This window comes from Fervidobacterium sp. 2310opik-2 (genome assembly GCF_011057735.1).
Lineage (GTDB): Bacteria > Thermotogota > Thermotogae > Thermotogales > Fervidobacteriaceae > Fervidobacterium > Fervidobacterium nodosum.
Genome location: NZ_LNGG01000004.1, coordinates 75974 through 99729 on the forward strand (window position 1 = coordinate 75974; position 23756 = coordinate 99729).

Annotated in this window: 16 protein-coding genes and 2 tRNA genes; 5 read left to right on the forward strand and 13 right to left on the reverse strand. The window is 35.0% G+C overall.

The window, feature by feature from the left end:
- The 9 genes from AS161_RS02245 to AS161_RS02285 all read right to left on the reverse strand — a co-directional run bounded on the left by AS161_RS02245 (position 1) and on the right by AS161_RS02285 (position 9476).
- Positions 1 to 657 carry a flagellar hook assembly protein FlgD gene (locus tag AS161_RS02245; RefSeq protein WP_206518745.1) on the reverse strand — a complete coding sequence of 219 codons (657 nt, stop codon included), beginning with the start codon at positions 655 to 657 and terminating at the stop codon, positions 1 to 3.
- Positions 629 to 2803, reverse strand: a complete 2175-nt coding sequence (locus tag AS161_RS02250) for a flagellar hook-length control protein FliK (protein WP_164541645.1) — start codon at positions 2801 to 2803, stop codon at positions 629 to 631. The genes AS161_RS02245 and AS161_RS02250 overlap by 29 nt, the downstream gene beginning before the upstream one ends.
- An 87-nt stretch (positions 2804 to 2890) precedes the next feature.
- Positions 2891 to 3265: a hypothetical protein gene (locus tag AS161_RS02255; protein ID WP_164541646.1), complete on the reverse strand. Its 375-nt coding sequence runs from the start codon at positions 3263 to 3265 to the stop codon at positions 2891 to 2893.
- Positions 3262 to 4206 carry a hypothetical protein gene (locus tag AS161_RS02260; protein WP_164541647.1) on the reverse strand — a complete coding sequence of 315 codons (945 nt, stop codon included), beginning with the start codon at positions 4204 to 4206 and terminating at the stop codon, positions 3262 to 3264. The genes AS161_RS02255 and AS161_RS02260 overlap by 4 nt, the downstream gene beginning before the upstream one ends.
- Before the next feature lie 157 nt (positions 4207 to 4363).
- Positions 4364 to 6421: an elongation factor G gene (fusA, locus tag AS161_RS02265; RefSeq protein WP_164541648.1), complete on the reverse strand. Its 2058-nt coding sequence runs from the start codon at positions 6419 to 6421 to the stop codon at positions 4364 to 4366.
- 134 nt (positions 6422 to 6555) lie between these two features.
- Positions 6556 to 7077 carry a dihydrofolate reductase gene (locus AS161_RS02270; protein WP_041257230.1) on the reverse strand — a complete coding sequence of 174 codons (522 nt, stop codon included), beginning with the start codon at positions 7075 to 7077 and terminating at the stop codon, positions 6556 to 6558.
- 115 nt (positions 7078 to 7192) lie between these two features.
- Complete coding sequence (gene groL / locus AS161_RS02275; protein ID WP_011994691.1) at positions 7193 to 8809, reverse strand: chaperonin GroEL; 1617 nt, start codon at positions 8807 to 8809, stop codon at positions 7193 to 7195.
- Positions 8810 to 8830: 21 nt separating this feature from the next.
- Positions 8831 to 9100: a co-chaperone GroES gene (groES, locus tag AS161_RS02280; RefSeq protein ID WP_164541649.1), complete on the reverse strand. Its 270-nt coding sequence runs from the start codon at positions 9098 to 9100 to the stop codon at positions 8831 to 8833.
- A gap of 300 nt (positions 9101 to 9400) precedes the next feature.
- Positions 9401 to 9476 (reverse strand) — tRNA-Ala (locus AS161_RS02285).
- Between the two features lie 176 nt (positions 9477 to 9652).
- On the opposite strand from AS161_RS02285, the gene AS161_RS02290 reads away from it, so the two are divergent.
- The 3 genes from AS161_RS02290 (at position 9653) to AS161_RS02300 (ending at position 14650) form a co-directional block, all read left to right on the forward strand.
- Positions 9653 to 11224: a hypothetical protein gene (locus AS161_RS02290; RefSeq protein WP_164541650.1), complete on the forward strand. Its 1572-nt coding sequence runs from the start codon at positions 9653 to 9655 to the stop codon at positions 11222 to 11224.
- A 106-nt stretch (positions 11225 to 11330) separates the two neighbouring features.
- Complete coding sequence (locus tag AS161_RS02295) at positions 11331 to 14003, forward strand: PQQ-binding-like beta-propeller repeat protein (protein ID WP_164541651.1); 2673 nt, start codon at positions 11331 to 11333, stop codon at positions 14001 to 14003.
- Between the two features lie 23 nt (positions 14004 to 14026).
- Positions 14027 to 14650 carry a hypothetical protein gene (locus AS161_RS02300; RefSeq protein WP_011994696.1) on the forward strand — a complete coding sequence of 208 codons (624 nt, stop codon included), beginning with the start codon at positions 14027 to 14029 and terminating at the stop codon, positions 14648 to 14650.
- A gap of 54 nt (positions 14651 to 14704) precedes the next feature.
- Here AS161_RS02300 and AS161_RS02305 read toward each other — a convergent pair whose 3' ends face one another.
- Positions 14705 to 15796, reverse strand: coding sequence for an MFS transporter (locus tag AS161_RS02305; RefSeq protein WP_164541652.1), 1092 nt, complete (start codon positions 15794 to 15796; stop codon positions 14705 to 14707).
- A 37-nt stretch (positions 15797 to 15833) separates the two neighbouring features.
- Positions 15834 to 17018, reverse strand: a complete 1185-nt coding sequence (locus AS161_RS02310; RefSeq protein WP_164541653.1) for a 6-phosphofructokinase — start codon at positions 17016 to 17018, stop codon at positions 15834 to 15836.
- A 157-nt stretch (positions 17019 to 17175) separates the two neighbouring features.
- Between AS161_RS02310 and AS161_RS02315 the strand changes: the two genes are divergently transcribed.
- Positions 17176 to 17263, forward strand: a tRNA-Leu gene (locus AS161_RS02315).
- 67 nt (positions 17264 to 17330) lie between these two features.
- Here AS161_RS02315 and AS161_RS02320 read toward each other — a convergent pair.
- On the reverse strand, positions 17331 to 18134 hold the full coding sequence (locus tag AS161_RS02320; RefSeq protein ID WP_011994699.1) for a flagellin: 804 nt from the start codon (positions 18132 to 18134) through the stop codon (positions 17331 to 17333).
- 177 nt (positions 18135 to 18311) lie between these two features.
- Entirely contained in the window at positions 18312 to 21707 is a 3396-nt protein-coding gene (locus tag AS161_RS02325) for a hypothetical protein (RefSeq protein ID WP_164541654.1), read from the reverse strand.
- 360 nt (positions 21708 to 22067) lie between these two features.
- Here AS161_RS02325 and AS161_RS02330 point away from each other — a divergent pair, with 360 nt between their 5' ends.
- Positions 22068 to 23747: an ABC transporter substrate-binding protein gene (locus AS161_RS02330; protein WP_011994701.1), complete on the forward strand. Its 1680-nt coding sequence runs from the start codon at positions 22068 to 22070 to the stop codon at positions 23745 to 23747.
- The last annotated feature ends 9 nt before the right edge of the window (positions 23748 to 23756 follow it).

Below are 23756 nucleotides of genomic sequence, written 5' to 3' on the forward strand. Positions count from 1 at the left end.
TTACGCATGTATTTCGGAAATTTCTGATATGTCGTATATTTTGTTGCTAACTATAACATTTATTTTATTTCCATCAAATTGAACACCCGACACAATTCCGCTTTCAACACTTGGAATTTCTTCATACCCGCCATCTGGAGTTGTTTTTAATATCTTAAATGTGTATCTACCATCTTTTACTTTTGTGCCATTTTCGTCTTTTCCATCCCAAGCGAAGAGTTGCATTCCTGCCTCAACTTGACCAATTTTCTCTTCTTTTATTAATTTCCCGTTTGAATCAAATATTTTTATTACAATGTTCGCTGGAGATTCTAACTTAAATACCTTTGATTCAGGTACACCATTTTCAACGTTGATAACATTTGTTTTTACAACCGCGGTCTTACCAATCATAGATACGGCCTGCGTTCTGTAAAGTTGAGCAGCGGTGTCAACGAAATTTTGGACCGATTTACTCATGTTCATAACCTGCTCAAGTGATGATAATTGAGACATTTGAGCTATGAAGTCTCTATCCTTCATAGGCTCAAGTGGGTCTTGGCTCTTGAGTTGTGTGATTAGCAACTTTAAAAAAGCTTCTTTATCTAAATCTTTTTTCGTGGTTCGATCGGTTGACGCTGAGAATAGATTAGACATCGCGTTTACGTTCATCATCATCTTCAATCACCTCTTCGTAGGTGTATTTTCTTTTTTGATTTTCTTCATTTCGTTGTTGTTGTTGTGAATTTTGATGGTCATTTCTTTCATGTTCGTAATATTTTTCTTCTTCCTTGGTTTTAATCTCTACATTTCTTACTTCAAGATCTAAGTTACTTAATCTATCACGCAAGATGTGTATATTCTTCTCGATTGTATCTTTAGCTTTTTCATTTTCTGCTATGAAAAGAAGTGTTATTTGTTTACCTTCTTTTCTCATTTCTATATCGAGATTTCCAAGATTTTCTGGTAACAATTTCATTTGGACTCGTTCCTCAATTCTATTTGATAATGAAAATTCTCTAATCTTTTCATAAATTTGCTCAAGGTTTCTTGAAGATTGAAGTCGTTCTGCTAACTCAAACCTATTAGTTTGAGTAGTAGATGATACGTCATTTTTTTGCTCTAAATTTCTGTAAGTCATTTCCGCAAGTCTTTCTATGAATTTGTTTGAAACTTTTGGCCTGTCTTCATAATTTGATTTTTCAATCTCTGATTCCAGTTTTTGCTGATTTTTATTGTTGTATTCAATCTTTAGAGATTTTACTTCTAAATTATTTTTCGATGTCTCATAGGTGTTATTCCTTAATTCATTTAATTCATTTTGAAAATTATTTTTAGAATTGTCAGGATATGGGTTTGTCTGTGAATTTTTTGAATTATTTAAAGTGTTATTAGAAAAATCTGTAGAATTTTCGATAATGGTTGAATGTGGATTAATAATATAAGTAGGGTCATTTGTCTTAACACCTAGTTGTAAAGATGATTTTGAGTCTGTATCTTTGGTGTTTTTAATATTTAAATTTTCTAAGTTAGCTATATCTACAATGGCTTTAAGTTGAATTATCGATTTTGAAAGATCTGAAATTATTTCATTGTCTTCATATTTCTCTTGGACATTTTGTGCAAGATTCTTAGGTTTTATATTAGTATTTACACTTAAATCTAGAATATTTGAATTTTGTTGTTTCTGTTCCTGTTTGGTGATTTCATTAACATAGTTGGCAACATAGTTGAGAATTGTTTTATTTTTTAGATTGCTTTGATCTGCTTGGTTGGTTTGGGATGACATATTGAGATTATTAAAAGCAATAACAATATTGTTTATTTCATTTAGTACATTTTTGATGTCATTGTTTGATGTTATCAAATCGTTTTGCTTAACATAGTTTTCTTTTTTGCCATTTGAACTTTGAGATTGGTAGTTAACGTTGATATTGATATTACCAACTTTAGTGTTTTGAATCGTATCTTTTTGTGTATTAGATGAGGTTGATATATTGGTAATATAGCTTGTTGAAAATTGCGAAATGTAATCTTTCTTATTTTCATTTGTTGTTTTTTGGTTAGGTTGCTTAATATAATCTTCTTTATAAATTATTTTTGATTTTTCTTTTGTGAGTGTTTCTGGAGAATTGGTGTGGATTTTCTCGAGTTTATCTTGTGATATATTGACTTGAATATAAGCTTCTTGATTTTTGTTTTCATTCGACTTTTCTAATAAATTCACATTTTTCTGTGTATTTTTGTTTAAATCTACTTTTACTTGATTATTCTGTATATTTTTCGTTTCATTTTTTGGGTTTTTGGTCTCAGAATTATTGCCATAACTTTTTGGAATCCTATTGACTAATTTATCCATATTCTCTTTTGTGTATTTTTGATTATCAAGCACAAAAAAATTATCTGTATTTTTATCTAATACAGACTTATTATTTGACTTTTCCATAACGCCATTTTCTTTTTTAGGATTTTTATCAACGGTTCGAGCTTCAATTTTTTCTGGTGTAATATTTATATTTGGATCTTGTTTTTGAATTAACTCTCTTTTTTGTTTAGGGATTTGTAATTTTTCCTCTGATTTTTGTGTAAGTGCATTATAATCATTTTTCTCGAGTGCACTTGAATTTGTTTGCGCTTTTGGTTCAAACCTTTCGGAAGAAGCAATTAGCGTTGACTTTTTTCCTTCTTTTTCAATTTCACTTTGTAATTTCGATAATTCCTTATTTAAAAATTCCAAATCTTTTTCTGTTAATTTAATTTGCTGGTCGTTTTCAACACTATTTTCTTCATTTTTATTTCCTTTATGTATTTTTATTGTTTCCATTTGCTCAGATTTTTCGGTAGTTACATTTTCTTCTGAAGTTTCTTTTGTATCTTTCTCAATTTCATTAGAATTTTCATTTCCAACACTTTAGGAAAGTACTTTTTCTTTTCTAATGGTATTCTCAGTACTTTTGAAAACATTTTTATTCTCAAATATACTGCCTATTTCTTTTTCCTCTTTTGCTTTATCAACTTGTAATTTATTAATTTCAGAAAGATCCTTTTCAAGACTATTGGCTTGAATGTTTTGTTGCTTAAGATTTTGTTGAACGTTCTGTTGAACGCTTTGATACTTTTTATTTTCTTCTTTCGTGTAATTTAGTTGTTCTATTATTTCCTTCAGAATTTCTTCAAAAGGCTTGTTTCCATATTCTTTTTGATTTTCTAATTTTTTTAATATCTCATTAGCAATCTCTGGCGGTTGAGACTGAATCAATTTTGTTAAGTTTACAATGTTAATCAAAATCTCACTCCCTTATTTATTATTTCTATAAATAGTTGTTCGTCGTTGTCTTTAATGTCTTTAAGTAACCTAACCATTGTTTGGTGGTCGACGTTCGATAGTAAATAAAATACTAAATCCGGTCTTGATTTTATCTTCAAGATAAAATTCCAGAGTTCCTCATAACTCATTTTATTCAAGAAAGAAGATAAACCTTTACTAAAACCACTGAGCGTAACTAATTCTGCTTCTGTATTTACCAAATCGGAAATTGTGTTTTTTAATTCTTCTATTTTGAAATCTATATCGCTTATTATTTGGTCTACTCCTCCCATTTTTTCTAAAACTTGAGCTGCTTTTACAGGATTTACTGCTGTAAGTTCTTGTACCATTTCTGCCCTTACATCGGGAGCTAGTTTTGAAAATACAAGCGCGAGTGTATCTACTGACATATTATCTGCGTTCATAAGTCTTCTCAACTGTGCCGCATCTGAATTCACAAATGTATCAACTATGTCTTGCAATCTTTTTAGACTAATTGTATCTTCAACCTTGCTTATTTCTTCCTTAAGCTTTTTTTCCTTCCAACTTTCCTCTATAGCCTTTATTGAATTAATCAAATTATCGACTTTGGCTTCTTTTGATGAAAGTTCTTTTTCTCTGTTTTCGATTTCTTTTATTTTTTCCTCTAGTTGTGCACTGTAATTTTCATATATTTTTTCGAAATACTCTCTAGCGGTCATTACTTCTAAACCTTCGTAATTTATAAAATTTTTTACAAATGGTATTTTGGAGAAAAGATAACTCACATAACTTCTCCACCCTTGGAATACACTTGCGCCTTCTCCGTAAATTTGTTTTTCAAGGAAAGTTGAATAACCGTACAAAAATAATATAAAGATAAGAACTATAGCAAAAATAATACCGAAAAGTATAGTTAAAATTTTTGCTTTTTTTTGCATAAATCCACCTCGAATTGCTTTTCTCACTTTGACTTTTTAAACTTCTCCATATTTAATTTTCTTGCTTCATATTATTATTTCCTAAAAAATAAGAAAACAAAAACGGGCTGAAAAAATCAGCCCGTCTGAATAAATTATGAATAAATTATTATGTTTATTATTCTTCAGCTTGTTCTTCAAGATATTTCTTACGTTCGGCTATAATTTTTTCTTGGATATTTGGTGGAACAACGTCGTACTTTTCAAATTTCATAGTAAAGTATCCTCTACCACTTGTTATTGATGAAAGCCTTCCTTGGAAATCTAACATTTCCGCAAGTGGTACTTCTGCTTTTACAACGGTAATACCTTTACCCGCAGGTTCCATTCCCATAGGTCTTCCTCTTCTTGAGCTGATATCGCCCATGACATCTCCCGCATTTTCATCTGGTGTAAATACTTCTACGTACATCACAGGTTCAAGTAAAACAGGCTTTGCTTGTTGCATACCTTTTTTGAAAGCTTGTATAGCGGCAATTTGGAATGAAATATCTGAAGAGTCAACTTCGTGGTATGAACCATCGAAGAGTGTAACTCTGACATCGACGACAGGGTAAGCCGCCAATACACCTTTCTTCATAGCTTCTCTAATACCTTTTTCAACGGATGGAATAAAGTTTCTTGGTATAACTCCACCAACGATCTTATCAACAAATTCAAAACCGGTTCCTCTTTCAGCTGGTTCGAGCAATATTTTTACGTGTCCGTATTGACCATGTCCACCAGATTGTTTTTTGTGTTTGTGTTCGGATTCCGCTTTACCTAAAATTGTTTCTCTGTATGCTATCTTTGGTTTACCAACTTCGACATCGACACCAAATATGTTCTTCAATCTTTCAACCATTACGTCAAGGTGCATTCCACCGATACCTGAAATAACAGTTTCGGATGTTTCTGGGTCAAATTCCCATGCAAACGTTGGGTCTGAATCGGCAAGTCTGCTAAGACCGTTACTGATTTTATCTATATCTGACTTTGATTTTGGATTGACACTCTTTGAAATCATCGGTTCTGGATATTCTGGAGAAATTATCGTGAGTTTTCTATCTTTATGTGTTATTGTATCTTTAACTCCGCTATCCTTTAATTTTGGAAGAACAACGATATCACCACATGAGACTTCTTCTATTTCATATGTTTCCTTACCTTTTGCAAAGTATAAGTGGCCTGCTTTTTCTTGAGTCCCTCTTGTAACGTTGTTGAATGCATCTCCAGGTTTCATATTTCCAGATATTATTTTAATAAAACTCAACTTACCAACAAATGGGTCAACAACTGCTTTAAATGTGTATCCTACAAGCGGATCTGTTTCTGATGGGATTATTTCTACTTCATCGCCACTTTCCAATTTCGCTTTGTAAGGTTTGACTTCAAGAGGTGATGCACCTAGTGCGTTAATCGCTTTAAGTAAGAAATCAACTCCTATGTTTTTCTCAGCTGAACCTGCGAAGATAGGTACAATTTGTCTTTCAATAAAACCTTTTCTCAAAGCATTCCAAAGCTCTTCCGCAGATATTGGTTCTTCTGCAAAATATTTTTCCATCAACGCATCGTCAAGAGAGACAATGTCTTCCATTATTGACATTTTAACTTCTTCTACTTTGTCTTTCAAATCTGCAGGGATATCTGTTTCTTTGGCCTTTCCATTTTCATATATATAGGCTTTTCCTGATAGTAAGTCAACGATACCTTTAAAACTTGCTTCTTGACCTATTGGATAAACAACTGGAACTATTTTAGCTTCAAATCTTTCTTTCAATGAAGCAATGGAATTATCAAAGCTTGCTCTTTCTTTATCCATTTGGTTGACAAAAACCATAATGGGCTTTTCCATTTCATTTGCTAGAGCCCATGTTCTTTCTGTTTGAATTTCAACGCCAGCTGTTGCGTTTACAACACTTAGAACGTTTTCTGAAACAAATACCGCGCTTATAACTTCACCTATAAAATCACTGAAACCCGGTGTATCAATCAATGTAATTTGTTTGCCTTCGTATTTAAATGTTCCAACATGCGAGTTAATACTTGCTCCTCTTTGGACTTCAATAGGATCTGAATCGATATCTTTTTTTGTTACGTTAAAACCTCCGAGGTTTAACGCGCTAACCATTAAAGCAGATTTACCGGAACCGTTATGCCCTACAAGCACTACTGTGCGTTTATCCTTCGCAACCATTTCCCCACCTCCAACAGTTTATATAGTTAGAATTAAAAATAAAATGTTAATAACTATCTTATGTATTTTACCAGATTATTTATCTTTTTTCAAACATCCGTTTAATTTTTCAGGATGAAGGATAAAGATTAAGTTCAGTATTTTATAATGTAATGTATGTTTATTGTCCCAACATCGTTCAATTTCCTTATATTTTGTAGAATTAAATCGAATTTTCTTGTGATTTCATTGGAAAATAAGTAAAAATTGCCGGGTAAAATTACAGGTTCAATGGTAAGATGGATGTCAGTAACTATACCTTCATTTAGAAATTGAGTGAAAACACTTTGACCACCAATAACGCAAATATCATTATATCCCATCTTATTTAATGTTTCAACCGCCTCACGAGAACTACAAGATAGTATTAAATCAGGTTTATAATCTAAATTTTCAAAATATTCAATTGTTTTTTTAGTCAACACAACATTAAATCTATTAGGGAGTTTTTTTCCAATGCTTTCAAATGTCTTTCGCCCCATAACTACAACGCCAGAACTTGTGGTAATTTCTTTAAATAAAGCCTTATCTTCTCTACTCCCCCAACTAATGTCATCGCTTTCCATTGTAGCTATAACACCGTGGATATCTGTGACAGCTAAAAGCCTTACGCGCATAGCTTCACCTACTTTTTAGTGATTTATTGCAATTAATTTTACCATAAAAAACGAAAAAGCGCCGAGGAATATTTCCTCGACGCTGCTATTATTAATATTTTTTAAGTATTTAGTATTAATATTCTGGCATTTCAGGTGCTGCTGGTTTCTTTTCTTCTGGTTTTTCAACTACGAGCACTTCTGTTGTAAGGAGCATACCTGCGATTGATGCTGCGTTTTGTAGAGCGCTTCTTGTAACCTTTGCTGGGTCGATAATTCCACGTTCGTACATGTTACAGTATTCACCTTTAAGGGCATCAAAACCGTATGCTACATCATCTTTTGAAAGTACGTTGTGGATAATTATTGCACCATCGTAACCTGCGTTGAGAGCGATTTGTCTAATTGGTGCTTCGAGAGCATTGTAGACTATTTGAGCACCGAGTTTTTCGTCACCGGTAAGTTCATTGAGAACTGGTTCAAGAACTTTTCTTGCTCTAAGTAATGTAATTCCACCGCCAGGGACGATACCTTCTTCAACAGCTGCTCTTGTTGCGCTGAGTGCGTCTTCAATTCTGTGTTTCTTTTCTTTAAGTTCTGTTTCTGTTGCTGCACCAACCTTAATTACTGCGACACCACCAGCTAATTTTGCCATTCTTTCTTGGAGTGTTTCTTTTTCGTATTCGCTTGTTGTTTGCTCGATTTGTGCTTTGATTTGTGCAACTCTCTTCTTGATTTCTTCTGGCTTACCTTTTCCGCCGACAATTATTGTTTCATCTTTCTTAACTCTTACAACGTCTGCTCTACCAAGGTCTTGGAGTGTGAGGTCTTCGAGGTTAATTCCAACTTCTTCGCTTGCTACAATACCACCTGTGAGAATTGCTATATCTTGTAACATTGCTTTTCTTCTGTCACCGAAGCCAGGAGCTTTAACTGCTACGGTGTTAAGTGTTCCCTTGAGTTTGTTGAGAACTAACGTTGTGAGAACTTCACCTTCAACATCTTCTGCGATAATTACAAGTGGTCTTCCTGTTTGAGCTACTTTTTCAAGAATAGGAATGAGAGGTTTAACGTTTGAAAGTTTTCTATCTGTGATGAGTATGAATGGTTCATTGTAAACGACTTCCATCTTTTCTGGGTCTGTTACAAAGTATGGTGAGATGTAACCTCTGTCGAATTGCATACCTTCTGTAAATTCAACGTAAGTATCAATTGTTTTGCTATCTTCGACTGTGATAACTCCATCTTCGCCAACTTTTTCCATTGCTTCTGCGATTAATTTACCAATTTCTTCACTATTTGCACTGATTGATGCGACGTGTGCGATATCCTCTGTGCTTGAAAGTTTCTTTGAAATTTTCTTAATCTCTTCAACAACCTTTGATGTTGCTTTGTCGATACCTTTTTTAATCAATATCGGATTTGCGCCAGCTGCTACCATCTTGAGTCCTTCTTTAATCATCGCTTGAGCAAGAACTGTAGCCGTTGTTGTACCGTCACCAGCAACATCATTAGTCTTGCTTGCAACTTCTTTAACAAGTTGTGCACCAAGATTTGCAAATTTGTCTTCTAATTCAATTTCTTTTGCAATAGAGACACCATCATTTGTAATTGTTGGGCTGCCCCATGATTTTTCAATAACAACATTTCTACCTTTTGGACCCAATGTAATCTTAACTGCATTAGCAACTGCATCTACACCTGCTTCTAATGACCTTCTTGCTTCTTCACTGTATCTTAATAACTTTGCCATATCTCGCACCTCCTTGAATTTTTACTCTTCTATTTTTGCTAGAATATCGCTTACATCGATGATGATATAATCTTCATCATCTATCTTTATTTCCGTACCAGAGTACTTGTTGTAAATTACCTTATCGCCAACTTTGAGCTGGCAGTCTTCAGGAAGTTTACCAACTTCAACAATCTCTGCTTTCATGGGTTTTTCTTTTGCGGCATCTGGAAGAACAATACCGCCTGCTGTTTTTTTCTCTTCAACGATTGGCTTTATCAATAACCTTTCACCAAGTGGCTTTACTTTCATAATCTTACCCCCTCCTACAAGTAGTTTTTGTTTTTATCACTCTTATGTGTAGGTTGCTAATTTTAGTATAACAAAAAAATGTGAAAAGTGAATTTTAACTATTGGTAATTATGGACTGTTATGTAAGTTTAAATAACAATATATGTATAAATCTCTTTCTTTCTTATTTTTACAACGATAAAGTTTGAAAATAAATAATTTCTGGAAATAACATGTTGTTAGACTTTGATTTATGGCCATTTTTTATAGAAATAAAACAAGCCTTGATTTTTTCAAGGCTTGTTTTGTTTTCGTTATTTTTGGTGGAGCCGATGGGACTTGAACCCACGACCTCTACCGTGCCATGGTAGCGCTCTCCCACCTGAGCTACGGCCCCACTGGATATACCAATTGTTTGACGCTAATCATTTTACCATATTTATACAAAAAATCAAGATATTTTGTCAATTTTAAGCATGATTAATGAAGCAAATATATTTTTACATAGGATTTTAGATAATATATGTAGAAATAAGATTTGGTGAATTTTATGGATAACTGGAGGTGTCAAGCATGAAGAGAATTCATGCAAGTGGCTTTTTTGGAATATTTATTACCGTTATTTTAATAGTTTCATTAGCCTCTTGTGTTGCAAAAAAACTTGATGATTCTAATAGTCAAAAAATATCTATTTCAATTCCTTCTGTTGCTGTTATTGGAACACCGATAAATATCAATGTGGAGCCAAGAGAACCGGGTATATCGAATATAAAGGTAATTATTAGTAACAACAGTTATAACGAATTGATGTTGTTAAGCGCTTACCCTTATAGCAAAACCTGGTCACCTAAAATGCCAGGTGTGTATACGGTAAAAGCCGAAGGGTATTCTATAACTGAAGGTAAATGGTATACTGTATCTTCAACATTGACTGTATACGATTTGAAACCACCTTACTTAAAAGACATAAAGCTTATTCCGGAAGCACCATATGTTGGTGATGAGGTGCTTTTACAACTGAAATTAGATGGTGAAAATCCTTTTGTAGATATCAATGTTAATGGAATTTTGAGTTCGAGTGCGTCATGGTTTAATACTTCAACGAAGACTTCTGATAAATATGTTTATCTAAGATTGCCAAGGATAACAGAACCCGGAAAGACTGAATTGTTTTTACGTTCGGTTGCTTACAAAAGTGAAGATGCAACAAAACTAATTTTTGATGTAAGGCCAAGAGATTTAACACCGCCTAATATAAGTGTTTATGCGGATACTTTTTATTCTGAAAACTCCAATGTCTCAGTTAGGATAGAGCTTACAGACGATATAAACTTGAAAAAGTACATGCTTACGTTTGATGATAAAGTTATATCTGAGGAGAATATATCCGGTAAGAAATTTGTGAAAGAAGTCATGATAGGTAAAAGTGAGATTGGAACGCATGCGATAAATGTAGTAGCGTATGATGCAGAAGGTAATATGAATACATATGCAAAAAGGATATACATTGGTGGCACGGCGCTTAGCTTTAACGTTCAAGTTAGCCCATCTGAACCAACCGCAAACGCTTCCGCAGTTATCGCTATGGTGCCGAATGAGAAAGATGTTATTTATACGAGAATCGTTTTTCTTGTTGATGGTCATGCGATTGCTGATTTTAGCAGTAATGGAGATACATCGGCTCAGAGTTTTGCAATATGGTCAGTTGAAGAAGGTACTCATTTTATAACAATATATGCAGAATCCAAAGATGGAAGGGCTGGAATCGCCGAGACATGGGTAAGTGTAAAAGATTATAATGGACCAAGGTTTGTTTCTCTAAAGGCAAACGGAATAGAACTTAAAAAAACTGAGGCTAACTATGTTTTCCCTGGTTTAGTAACTTTCTCGCTTACAGTAGAAGATCCAGGCGGAGTTAGTTTAACAGCGTTGCCACGCTTGTTAGTTAAAGAGGATGAATTCACCATGTACTATAGGGATTTGCAAATGGAAGTAGAGGAAGTTTCACCCGATGGTAGGATAGTAACCTTTTCTGTCACAACACCTATGTCTTTAGGACAATATTACATATCTGTTATGAACGTTCAAGATAAAAGTGGTAATTTGATGAGAGATATAGGTAGATTCTTATTGTATGTACAATGAGAATTGAAAGGATAAAATTTATTCCAATAAAAAATACTCAATTGGTTCCGATAATATGTATGAATATATTATAAATAATATCTGTTTTTAACATGGAGGTGGGTTTATGAATAAAAGAAAACAGTTCTCTTTCTTGTTTTTTGTCCTTATTTCAGCATTTTTCGTACAAACTTTTGCTGCACTTAACACTTCAGGTTTATGGTCAACTACGAAGTACAGTTGGGTTCTTCCTGGGAAATACGGTCCGGGGGTTATAGCAAAGAACGGCGGCAACTTATTGGTACTTTCCAAGGATGGAGCGGTTTACGAACTTCAAATGTCTGGTGCTATGGTTGCTTTAGGTCAAGTTAGTGGTATAAACAACGTTGTTGCACCACCAACGTATGTAGAAAATGGTTCTAATAAGTATCTTATATGGGTAACAGCTCAGGAAACAGCACAAAATAAACTGAATGTTTTAAAAATAAATGGTTCATTTGGAACGCCAGAATCTTTTAATATTGATGGTTCTGCTTACGGGCTTGTCGCTTACGCTAATGGAGCAAATTTAGTTATAATTACCGCAACGATGAAAGGAACGGTTTACAAAGTAACGTTTGATGGTACTAACTTTACTCCTAGTTCCGTTACTGTTGGTGGACCTGTAAAAGTTCCGCCACTTATGAGTCCTTCCAAAGATAAAGTTTATATTTTAACGCAAAATGGAAAATTTTACAGTATTAATGTCGCAGCATTCAGTACTCCTAATCTTATTCTTTCTATCGGTGATGAATTTTCAACACCTATGGCTATGGACGAAAGCGGTTTCATATATGCTCTAAGTACGGCAGGATATCTTTATAAGATTGATCCTTCTGGGTCGGAAAATCACGTACGTTTCTTATCAGCTTCGAACAGTTCAGGCCCTCTTATAGATGGTGAAGGATATATCTACATATTTGGTGATAACGGTAAAGTTGCTGCGCTAAACAAAAATTTGCTTAAACTTGGTGAATACTCCATCGGTCAGCAGATAACAACGACGCCGGCTATAGTGAAAGGGCGTGATGGGATAACTTACCTGATAATTCCCTCTTCTTCGACAGGTGGTACTGGAAAAATAACTATACTTAGTTTTAATCCTACAAGTGGTGTATTTTCCAAAGAATGGGAGGTAACTACAACAAGTACATTCCCAATAAGCGCTGCTGTTAACGTTGCACCACTTGGAGCTCTTTACAATGATAATTACTATTTTGCAACGGCAACGAACGATGGAACAATTTACGCATGGCAGTTTGATGCAAGAGGGCCATACGGTGTTTGGGCAATGTACGGTCAGAATATAAACCACACAGGTTTTGTTGACTCAGCTTCTATGTCATTTAAAACGAGAATATTCATAACCGCCAAAGAAGGATTTTATGGAAAAGAATTGAGTGGAGCGTTATTCAATAATACAGGTACTTATGGACTACTTTACGATGCAAAATTAATAAATCCAGATAATACAATTGCTGTAACTCTTTCTAATTTAAGAACGAATGAAACAAACTTAGCTAAAATTCCAGAAGGAATACCAGGATCTCAAAAACTCGAAGTAAAGTTCGCTACGCCAACCGGTGGATTATTATTATTTACTCCATCGTTTAGTGTTCAAGGAGGTTCTAAACCAACCGTTGACTCGACTTTTACTTTCAGATTTTGGAAAACGGGACAAAATGAATATGAAGGTTCTGAGGGAGATAATCCAGCCATATTAACTTACATGTTCAACGATAGGTATTTAACTGTTTTTACGGATGCTACTTACACCTTCTATATTTATAATAAATATCCATTGCAAACAAATAGTGAGGCTACAGATTCTATTGATGTTAAATTTGATTATAACACTTATCGTTCAAATCCAAATAGTGCAGTACACACTGTTGACGCTAACACAAATTATCAAGGTCAACAGTGGTATGCGTACAAATGGGTTGTCTATCAGTGGAACCCAGATGACCCAAGAGGTTTTGAGAAGAATACTTATTACGACAAAGATAGTATCCGGTTACCTATAAAAGGTCCTGCTTACATTGAGATTTATTACGCGCAACTCAGTGCAACAGTTACTTTGTTATTGCCTGAGTTCGCAATCGGGAAAACTCGCGCTTATCTGTTCTTGGATGCTGCAACTAACTCTATAGCATACAACATTGATTTAAAACCGTTATCTGGTATAACAATAGATAGTGTATTATCTGAGGAATTTGCGAACAATGTATCCAAAGTGAATTCACTAAGTTTTGTTAGGCCAACAGAATTGAAATACACTTTGAATAGTATGGAAAATCCGCTTCCTGGAACAACAAGGGTAGCAACTATCGTTGTCAACTTAAACTTCCCGGAGAAAACAACATTTGAATCAAATGGTGATAGCTTATTTTTGCAGAAATTTGACTTATATGGTTACGCACAAATTCAAGGTCAGTTGGTTGATCCAGAAAACTTAAGGGCAAAACGTGTATTTAAAACTAACAAATACCTTTATGTTGTTGGCGATTTCAACGGTGATTTTGTAGTGGATATAAATGACTGGAACTTATTTGTGAATGTGCTAGGTACTACGGTGTCTGGAAACGATTTGATTTATAACATAGGACCGAGAGAAGATTTCAACCCGCCATATCCAAATTATACGAATTACAGGGCAGGTTACTTGACAGATACGACAAATGATATAACGGAATCTGATTTGTACTATTTCACAACAATGTTTGGTTTTGCTGTTCCTGAAAGTGAAAGGGTTAAATAATTGGTGGAAAGGTGGTGAAAAATATGAAGAGAAATATGAATAAGATAATGTTTATAGCTTTACTGTCTTTGCTGTTTGTCTTTTCAAGTTGTGGCATTATTAAAAATAATAACTCAAATAGTAACTCAAGTACTGTGAAGACAACAATCAATATCTACGATCCATATGGCAACAAGTTATTTATAGATGGAACAATAAATGGTTACAAGATTCAAGCTGATAAAGATGGTGTTTTCGTCGCAGCTAAGATAGAAAACGTTTCAAGTTACAAATTCAACGAAGAATTGACTTTGTTTAAAGTAAAAAGTGTTGACGTTGTGTCAGGTAAAGAAGTTAATATTGTTCTTGAAAGAAATGATAAAAATGGAATTAATATTTTAAGGACGGCTGATGGAAAGTTAATGTTCTATGCTATAGGATATGGTGATAAACCGTACTTCCAAGTTTGGCTCAAAGATAGATTAGCTGGATTTACTCAAATAAACTTGAATAAAGGCCAAACACTCTTAGCAGGTAACTGGCTAATTGGTGTTGGAAAAGGAATGGGGAAAGTTGGATTGGATATGAATCCTAACGAAATTGTTGTGAAACTAAATATACCAGCAACAAATGCTCCAAGGATAGCTAAGATTGAGGAAATTAAGTGATAATGTGAATTAGAAACAACAAAATAGCCTCTGCGTTAAGCAGAGGCTATTTTGTTAATTGCATAAATTTTGCGCGCATTTTCTACTTAAAATAAAGATAATTAAAACGATTGTTAGTGGTATCAACCAAGCTATGAAGATACTTTTATCGAGTACTATTCCCATCGTTGTGCTTACTATATTTCCACCTAAAGATGTGAATGCGTACGTTGCACCGTTGAATATGGGAATGTATTTTTGGTTTATAGATTTTATCCCATTACTTTGAACGTATGGAAAGATTGGACCAAGAAATAGGCCAGAAAGTACAAATAATACGGGGTGTTTAGTTAGAATAAATAATATTATTATAATCGCAAGAGTAAATGTGTTGATTCTTACTAAATTCCCAACGAATTTTGCGATTAAGTTGACTGTAAACCTTCCAATCGTAAATAAAGACCAAAATAATGTGTAAGCCATGAAAGAGTTTATAAATTCTTGTTTCATCGACGTGCCAGCCCAAGTGATTGTGCCTATTTCTGCGGAAGAATATAGAATAAGCAAAGTAAGGAAAAATGCAAATGATTTGTCGTTGAACGCAAATTTTATATCGGTAAGCTTGAATGTATCGGTCTTTATATCCGGGAACGTTCTAAAAAATGCGTATATTGAAAATAATATGAACATTGCAGAATAAACAAAATAGACGTTTTTAAAGTTACCTGTGCTTTTTTCAACTAAAATTATTACGAACGGTGCAATTACTCCACCAAGTCCATACGCGCCATGAAAAAAACCGAAATTTGCTTTTTTACTTGTCGAAAGTAAAGTTGTTCCTCCTGTGAAGCCAAAACCCGTTGAAAGTCCAAATACAAACATTCCAAGGAGTGTTATATAGTAATTACTTCCGAACGCAACTGTGATTGTTCCGATAATTGTAAGAATGCTTCCAATTATCAATGAACGTTTGAGACCTAATTTATTTATGTATAGCCCTACTAAAATATTTGATAACACCGTGCCTGTTAATGAAAAAAATGGTAATAGTGAAGATGCAAAAGTTGATATCTCAAATAGTTCTTTAAAAGATTTCAAAAGTGGAGCCATCGAGTTCAAAACTAATGAGTATGAGAAGATAATAAACATAGGTAAGAGATTTTCCATTTATGCACCTCCTAATTTGTTTATTTCTATAATTTTTTTACTTTTTTCCTAGATTTATGAGTTTATAACTTGGTAAACCATTTTCAAATGGTGGATAAAATTCACCGGATATGAGTGGCAGCGCGTATTCAAAGAATTTATCGGTTACAGTATAGCCTTTGTAGAAATCTTTTGGTAACATCTTTGTTTGATCGGCAACTAAATTCAGTGGGACACTGCTATATTTAATTTGATAGGGATTATTTGACACTCGTTCCATAGTTACCATAACACCATAATTGTCTTCGAGTGCGTATCTTACAGCCATACGTCCACACATCTCTGCTTCTTCTATATCTGTCTTACTCGCTATATGTCTGCCACTCCTTTGTAGGTAATCTGGAATGGCTACGTGTGTTTTAAGACCCAGTTCTGACCTTACCATACCGGCTATTGTAAACCCAACTCCACCAAGTTGTCTATTTCCAAAGCTATCTGTGAAGCCCATATCGGAGACAAAAAATCCATCAGGGTATTTTAAACCTTCGGCTACGGCAATTGCACAGTATCCTTTTTCCGAGATAATTTTGTCCACAGTGCTTAGAAATTCATCTTTATTGAACGGTTTTTCGGGAAGGAGTATCACATCTGCACCTATTCCATTAATCCACCCAAGACCAGCAGCAGCAGCAAGCCAGCCCGCATGCCTTCCCATTATTTCCATTACGAAAACTTGTGTTGAGTCGACGTACATGCTTCTTAAATCGAGGGCGGCTTCCATCATCGATATCGCTATATATTTTGCGGCGGAGCCATAGCCAGGGCAATGGTCTGTATGGGGTAAATCGTTATCGATAGTTTTGGGGACACCAACTACCTTGAGTTCATAGCCTCTTTTTTGAGCTTCCATTTGAACACGCCAAGCTGTATCCATTGAATCGTTACCACCGTTATAGAAGAAATATCTTATTTCATTTTTTCTAAAAATCTCAAACAACTTTTCTATATCAGAATCATTTTTCATCTTTTTCCTGCAAGAACCAAAGGCACCAGCGGGAGTGTATTTGAGAAATTCGATATCAAGCTCACTAACATCCAAAAAATTTTCTTTTAGTATACCCGTCACACCATTGATTCCAACCAGTATCTCTATTCCATTCTTTCTTGCTTCATCAATTACACCGTACGCACTTGCATTGATTACGCTTGTAACTCCCCCAGACTGTGCGTATAAAGCTTTCATAAATACAATCCCCTCCTCTTTTGCTTCAATTATTTTCAATATCAATAACTTATAAAATATTTTACCATATTTTTCATTTTTCATCTCTAAAAGTTTTAGGTACTTGAAATTTCATAGTATTTATGATAAAATAACCACGCGTAGGAAAGTAAAAAATGCCGAGGTGGCGGAACTGGCAGACGCGGTTGACTCAAAATCAACAGGAGCTAGGCTCCGTGCGGGTTCAAGTCCCGCCCTCGGCACCAGTTAAAGAAGAAACGCGGTGGAATTTTCCACCGCGTTTTTTGTTTTACTTTCTAATAGTTTTTCAACTTATCCAAGCAATCTTAGTACGTTGGAACTGTTAACGTTTGATTGTGACAGCACACCTATCGTGGCTCGTGATTGTAACTGAGTTCTTATCCATTCCATAGTCGTACGAGCCATATCTGTTCCTGTTAAAATACTTACAGAGGAGGTGAGATTTATCATTGTTTCACTAAGATTTCTTGCAGCGCTTTCTAATCTGTTATTTACGGAACCTATGTAGTTACGTGTTGTAGAAACGTTAGATATAGCTTGATCAATAGCTTTTAATGCATTTTGAGCATTTTCTGTGCTGTTAAGATTTACACTTTCAAGCCCGAGAGACTTAATGTCCATGCTTGGGAGGGTGACCTTCATATTCTGACCTTCATTTGGTCCAAGTTGCACTTGCATATTTCTAATTTCACCACCAAGTACTCTTTGGTTATTATATTTTGTTTGTTCAACAACTTTGTTTATACCTTGTGATAGTTGCGTGAATTCTTTCTGCAAAGCACTTCTTTCCGAATCAGAAAGTGTGCCATTAGATGCCTGAATCGCTAATTCACGCATTCTTTGTAAATTTGAACTAATACTTTGTAAACCGCCTTCTGCGGTGTTCATCATGCCTATTGTATTGTACGTACTTACCATAGCTTCGCGATAGCCATTAACTTGCGAACGTATCCTCTCAGCTATGACGTTGGAAGATATATTTTGATTTAAAGGTATAGTTGATTGTGCTAAGCTTTGTTGTTGTGTGTTTTGTTGGGTTTGTAAATTTTGAAGATATCGAATTGCCCACATTCCAACGTTGTTATTAATACGCATAGGTCACACCTCCCAAAAACATGGACAAAAATGAGCTATTGAACAGTTTTTTAATCGGTTCATTATTTGTATTATTTTCTCGACTATAAATTTAGACAACATTAAGTTTAAAATCGTTCAATAATAAAAAAAGAAAGTGGCCCTTTTTAAAGGGCCACTTTCTAAAATGGTTAGAGATTATTTAATTTTCAAAATTAATATATCACTACCACCTAAGTTGTTTGTTGTATCATTATTTTTGGAGAATGTTGTGCCTAGTACAACTATCGATTTATCTTCTTCCACATATACGCTGTAAGAATAGTCTGCCAATGTTCCACCGTATGTTTTACTCCATCTGAGATTTCCATCGTTGTCGATATCAAGCACTAATATATCTACTCCACCTTTGTAATCATCGAACTTAGAGAGTGTATGACCAACTATTGCAAATCCACCATCTGGGAACTCTGCTACATTGTAAGCTATATCTTCTTCACTTCCACCGTATGTTTTTTGCCAAATTATGTTACCAAGCATATCAACCTTTACAACCCATACATCCCAATATCCAGCGTTCTTTTGTACATCTCCATCGACAGATGTTGTGTAACCAACGATTAACAAGTTCCCATCTTTTGTTTTGAGTATTTTTGCTACTTCATCTTGGTCACTACCACCATAAGCTTTGTTGAGAGTTATTTCTTTTAAGTCTTTCGTTACTTTGAACAACCAGATATCGGAACTACCATGGTTGTATGGTATATTTCCTTCGAGAGAGTATGTAACATTAGCAACAATATAGCCATCTTCGACTTCGATAATGTCTACGCCTTTATCTCTATCAAGACCACCGAATGTTTTACTTGCAAGCATTTCACCATCTTTATTGATTTTTAAAATCCATGTATCCCAAGTTCCGATATTTCCACCAGTGTCACCATTTACTGAATTTGTTGTTCCCACAACTAAGAAGTTACCATCGGATGTAGCTAAACCTTTTTGTGCTATATCATTACCAGTGCCACCGAAAAGTTTTGCCCATATTACGTTGCCTTGTTTATCAAGTTTTACAACGAGATAATCCCAACCACCTTTGTTCTTTTGATTTTCTATTTCAGAAGATAATGTGTAACCAACTACAATGTATCCTTCATCGTATTCAAATACATCTGTTCCTTCATCCCAACCAGTTCCACCTAAGACTTTCTTCCATTCAACCTCTAAATCTTTATTTAGTTTTACTACTAATATATCAGATTCACCTTTGAAACCTTCAACATCAGGTGATTGAGTGTTTCCAACAAGTATGTAACCACCATCAGATGTTTTTATCAGTCTCTTACCTGCATCGGACTTTGTTCCACCGATAGATAACTGTTTTTCAACTTTTGGTAAATTTGTCATGAATTTGAATTCGCTTTCAGTTTCTCCAAATACATTTCTCGCAACAACTTTCCATCTGTACCACGTTCCAAAGTGTAATTCTGGTAGTTTATATTCATTTTCACTCAAAGCGGCAATTTGTTCAAGAGACGTTGTTCCAAAGAACAAATCATACTCTTCTGCTCTTTCGCTCTGCCACTTCAGCGTAACATCTATAGGTACAATGCTTCCATCTTCTGGATAAATTGCGATTGGTTTTTCTGGAATTTGCCCAGTTGTAAATTTCCATATAGGCCCTTCTGTATTTCCAAATCTGTTTTTCGCGACAACTTTCCAATAGTATGTTGTGCCAAATAGTAAGTCGTATAATTCAACAGCGCTCTCTTTAATGTCTGCTTGATAGAGCTCAAGTTTGTCTTCAGCAAATCCTATGTAAAGGTCATAACTGTCCGCTTTTGAACTTTCCCATCTGAGGACAAGATTATTGAATTGATCAAGGGCACCATCGGTTGGTTCCGGGTTAAATGGTACAGCGGGCACGTTACCAATTGTAAATTTCCATACGGGACTTTCAATTTCACCAAATTTATTCTTTCCAACAACTTTCCAATAGTATGTTTTTCCAAGTTCAAGGTCTTTAAGTTCTAAGGTATTTGGTGTCGCATCTTGAGCAATGAGTTCTAATTCTTCCGGAGAAGTACCGAGGTACACATCGTATTTATCTGCGCATTCGAATTCCCATTCAAGAACTGGTGATTTCCAAACATCTTCCTCTCCGTCAAGAGGTTGAACTACACCTATAACAACAGGCGCTTTTCCTGTTTGGAACATCTCAACATCGCTTACATTTTCACCAAAATCATTTTTCGCAACAACTTTCCAGAAGAATGTTGTATCCATTGGTAAATCGTATGGTATTGTGTACTCTGCACTTGTTGTCGTGGCAACAAGTTCTAAATTATCGTATTCTTGACCAAGGTATAATTCATATTCGTTGGCATCTTCGCTTTCCCATCTGAATGTTGGTTGTATCCAAACTTTTTCACCCGTTGGTTCTTTAAGTACAGGTTTTGTTGGTACATCGCCTGTTGTGAATATCCATACTGGTCCCTCTGTTTCTCCATACGCATTCTTTGCAACAACTTTCCAATAATATGTTGTACCTAACTTTAGATTGGGTAAATCGTATTCTGGTTCTAATACGGTAGCTAAAAGCTCTAACTGATCTGGCCTTTCACCTAAATAAATATCAAAACTTGCAGCTTTTTCAGATTCCCACATTAAGGTTGGTTGTATCCAAACTTTGGCAGCACCATCGTATGGCACAGGAGTCGCTGGGGCAGTTGGGGCGTCACCTATTCTGAAACTGAAGACAGGGCTTTCCACTTCGCCAAATGCATTTTTAGCAACAATTTTCCATTGATAAGTTGTACTTGGCTTAAGTCCCTCTAATGTATATTGTTTGTCAAAGTAATTCTTTTCTTTAATTTCCAAATTGCCTTCTTCACCGAAATAGATATCGTAAGCTTTTGCACGGAGCGAATCCCACTTGAGGGTTACAGTTGGTAAAACATCTTTTTCACCATCGGATGGCTCGATTGATGCAATCTCCCCAGGAATAAATTCTGAATTTTGAAAATCGAGTAAAGCGTTTACAAGCACGCCTCCTGTTCCAATTATTACTTTAAGAGGTATACTAGCGAGAGATATTTTATCTCTAACTACTTCGACGCCATCTTCTCTTCCATATGCGACTATTCTTTCATTTTTGTTGTCAACAAGTCCAAGGACTTTAACTATTACGTTGTATTTTCCAGCTTTTAATTTTGTAATCAAGCCGGTAGCTTGTCCTGTTTCACGATCGTAGTTAAGTTCAAATGGTCCTTCAACAATTTCCTGATTAAAAATCTCGACTGTTGCTCGCGTGATCCAAATGCCCATTTCCTTTAACTCTTTATCTAACTGAGACATAGAAAGTGAATATTCTTCATATTCACCCGGAGGTAGTATTGGTTCAACTATAGGTGCGTACTTTTGTAAGATTTGGTTAATTGCGTCTGATAGATTAGCATCAGGTTTCTCTAAAAGAGCTTTTAACTCGTAATATAACTTTGCTAATGGTGTTGTTTGAATTGTTTGACTAAAAGATAAAGCCGCGAAGTTTATTAGCATCAAAACTACCAGAAAAAATACGGAAAATCTCTTCATAAATGTTCCCCCCTCCTAATAGATAGATGTATTATACTTAATACACATTAAATCTTATCATTAGACTTAATTATCAAACTCAAAATCTAATTAATACATATTAATACTTAACCAAACTTACAAATAACCAATTTTATTATACCACATTAAATGTTAAATAATGCAACATATTTTTAAAGAAGATAGAAAATTTTCCAAAATTCAGTTCTGGTGAACTTTTCGATTTTCACGGCATTTTTTTTGAATTTTATAAAAAAAGTTCTGGAATTTGGTATTTTTATGAAGATGGAATGTAAATATTTTCATAAATATAATTATGTCAGCCCTATGGGCAATACATTGGCAAAAGGAGGGGATTTTATGAAAAAGGTTTTCATGACATTGTTATTGGTAGCAGTTTTCTCGACTTTGGTACTTTCTGACGTAGTTTACAAAAGAGATGAGACGTTGTACGCTGGAGGAGGTATGTGGGCACCACCATCAAACTGGAACCCTATTACTCCTTGGAATGCTGTTACTGGTACTGTTGGGCTAATCTATGAAACTCTTTACGGTTACGACCCACTGAAAGACGAAATGATTCCATGGCTTGCTGAAAGCGGAAAGTGGACATCAAAGAACACTTACGAGATTAAACTAAGAAAAGGAGTTACATGGCACGATGGTAAACCATTTACATCAAAAGATGTAAAATTTACATTTGAGATTGCAAAACAAATACCAGAGATTTCCTACAGCCCAGTTTGGACATGGCTTGCGAAGGTTGATACTCCAGATGATTACACTGTTGTTTTCACATTCTCATCTCCAAGATACCACGAATGGGCATACCAACTTTACCAGCTTCCAATTATCCCAGAACACATTTGGTCAAAGCGCTCAAAAGATGAAATATTAAGTGGAGCAAATGAAAAAGCGATAGGAACAGGGCCTTATATGTTTGAAACTTACAGTGACGACAGAATGGTTTACCTCAGAAATGATAATTGGTGGGGTAACAAAGTTTTTGGGCAACCAAAGCCAAAGAGAGTTGTTTATTTGAGAGTTCTTAGTAACAACGTTGCACTTGGAATGATAATGAAAGGTGAACTTGATATATCGAACTTCTTCCTTCCTGGTGTGCCGACACTTAAGAAAACTTACAGTGATATTCATACATGGTTTGACAAAGAACCTTACATGTTGTCAGACAACACAGCTTACTTGTTCATTAATACAACAAAGAAACCTCTGAATGATCCAAACTTCAGAAGAGCAATAGCATTTGCAATTGATCCAACAGTTATAGCGAAAACAGTATTTGAAGGTCAGGTCCTTCCATCTAATTCTATTGGTTTCTTACCAATTAAGGGTTGGATGAAATATTACCCAGAAAATGCCGTAAAACAATACGGATTTAGATACGACACAAAGACGGCAAAAGATCTTCTTGATAAGGCAGGGTACAAAGATGTTAACAAAGACGGATATAGAGAGGCACCAGATGGTAGCAAATTCAAAGTTGAAATAATTGTTCCATATGGTTGGACAGATTGGATGGAATCAATCAAAATAATTGCTTCTCAGCTTAGGATGGTTGGAATTAATGCAGAAGCAAAATTCCCAGATTACAGCAAATACTGGGAAGATTTGACAACAGGAAAGTTTGATATGGCAATCAACAACTTCAACAGTCAGATGACGGTTTCACCATGGACAATGTTTAATTGGTTATTCAATTCTAACATAAGTGACAATATGTACAATGGAAACTTCGGTAAATATAAAAATCAAAAACTCTTCGATTTGATTACACAACTTAACTCAACACCAATGGAAGATATAGCTGCAAACAAGAAAGTATTGGAGCAAATCGCTGAAATTTTCTTAAAAGAAATGCCTGCTATTCCTCTTTGGTACAACGGTATGTGGTTCCAAGCAAGTACGCAAGTATGGAAGAACTGGCCAAGTGAGAAAAAACCATATGCATATCCAGTTACATGGGGTGGAAGATGGCAGACTGGTGGAGTGTTAATGCTTATAGGAATTACCAATAAATAATATTACGGC

Excerpts from the sequence above, each read along its gene's own strand:
- AS161_RS02245 (WP_206518745.1), bottom strand. The coding sequence starts at position 657 with ATGATGATGAACGTAAACGCGATGTCTAATCTATTCTCAGCGTCAACC.
- AS161_RS02250 (WP_164541645.1), bottom strand. The coding sequence starts at position 2,803 with ATGGAAACAATAAAAATACATAAAGGAAATAAAAATGAAGAAAATAGT.
- AS161_RS02260 (WP_164541647.1), bottom strand. The coding sequence starts at position 4,206 with ATGCAAAAAAAAGCAAAAATTTTAACTATACTTTTCGGTATTATTTTT.
- fusA (WP_164541648.1), bottom strand. The coding sequence starts at position 6,421 with ATGGTTGCGAAGGATAAACGCACAGTAGTGCTTGTAGGGCATAACGGT.
- AS161_RS02270 (WP_041257230.1), bottom strand. The coding sequence starts at position 7,077 with ATGCGCGTAAGGCTTTTAGCTGTCACAGATATCCACGGTGTTATAGCT.
- groL (WP_011994691.1), bottom strand. The coding sequence starts at position 8,809 with ATGGCAAAGTTATTAAGATACAGTGAAGAAGCAAGAAGGTCATTAGAA.
- groES (WP_164541649.1), bottom strand. The coding sequence starts at position 9,100 with ATGAAAGTAAAGCCACTTGGTGAAAGGTTATTGATAAAGCCAATCGTT.
- AS161_RS02290 (WP_164541650.1), top strand. The coding sequence starts at position 9,653 with ATGAAGAGAATTCATGCAAGTGGCTTTTTTGGAATATTTATTACCGTT.
- AS161_RS02295 (WP_164541651.1), top strand. The coding sequence starts at position 11,331 with ATGAATAAAAGAAAACAGTTCTCTTTCTTGTTTTTTGTCCTTATTTCA.
- AS161_RS02300 (WP_011994696.1), top strand. The coding sequence starts at position 14,027 with ATGAAGAGAAATATGAATAAGATAATGTTTATAGCTTTACTGTCTTTG.
- AS161_RS02305 (WP_164541652.1), bottom strand. The coding sequence starts at position 15,796 with ATGGAAAATCTCTTACCTATGTTTATTATCTTCTCATACTCATTAGTT.
- AS161_RS02310 (WP_164541653.1), bottom strand. The coding sequence starts at position 17,018 with ATGAAAGCTTTATACGCACAGTCTGGGGGAGTTACAAGCGTAATCAAT.
- AS161_RS02320 (WP_011994699.1), bottom strand. The coding sequence starts at position 18,134 with ATGCGTATTAATAACAACGTTGGAATGTGGGCAATTCGATATCTTCAA.
- AS161_RS02325 (WP_164541654.1), bottom strand. The coding sequence starts at position 21,707 with ATGAAGAGATTTTCCGTATTTTTTCTGGTAGTTTTGATGCTAATAAAC.
- AS161_RS02330 (WP_011994701.1), top strand. The coding sequence starts at position 22,068 with ATGAAAAAGGTTTTCATGACATTGTTATTGGTAGCAGTTTTCTCGACT.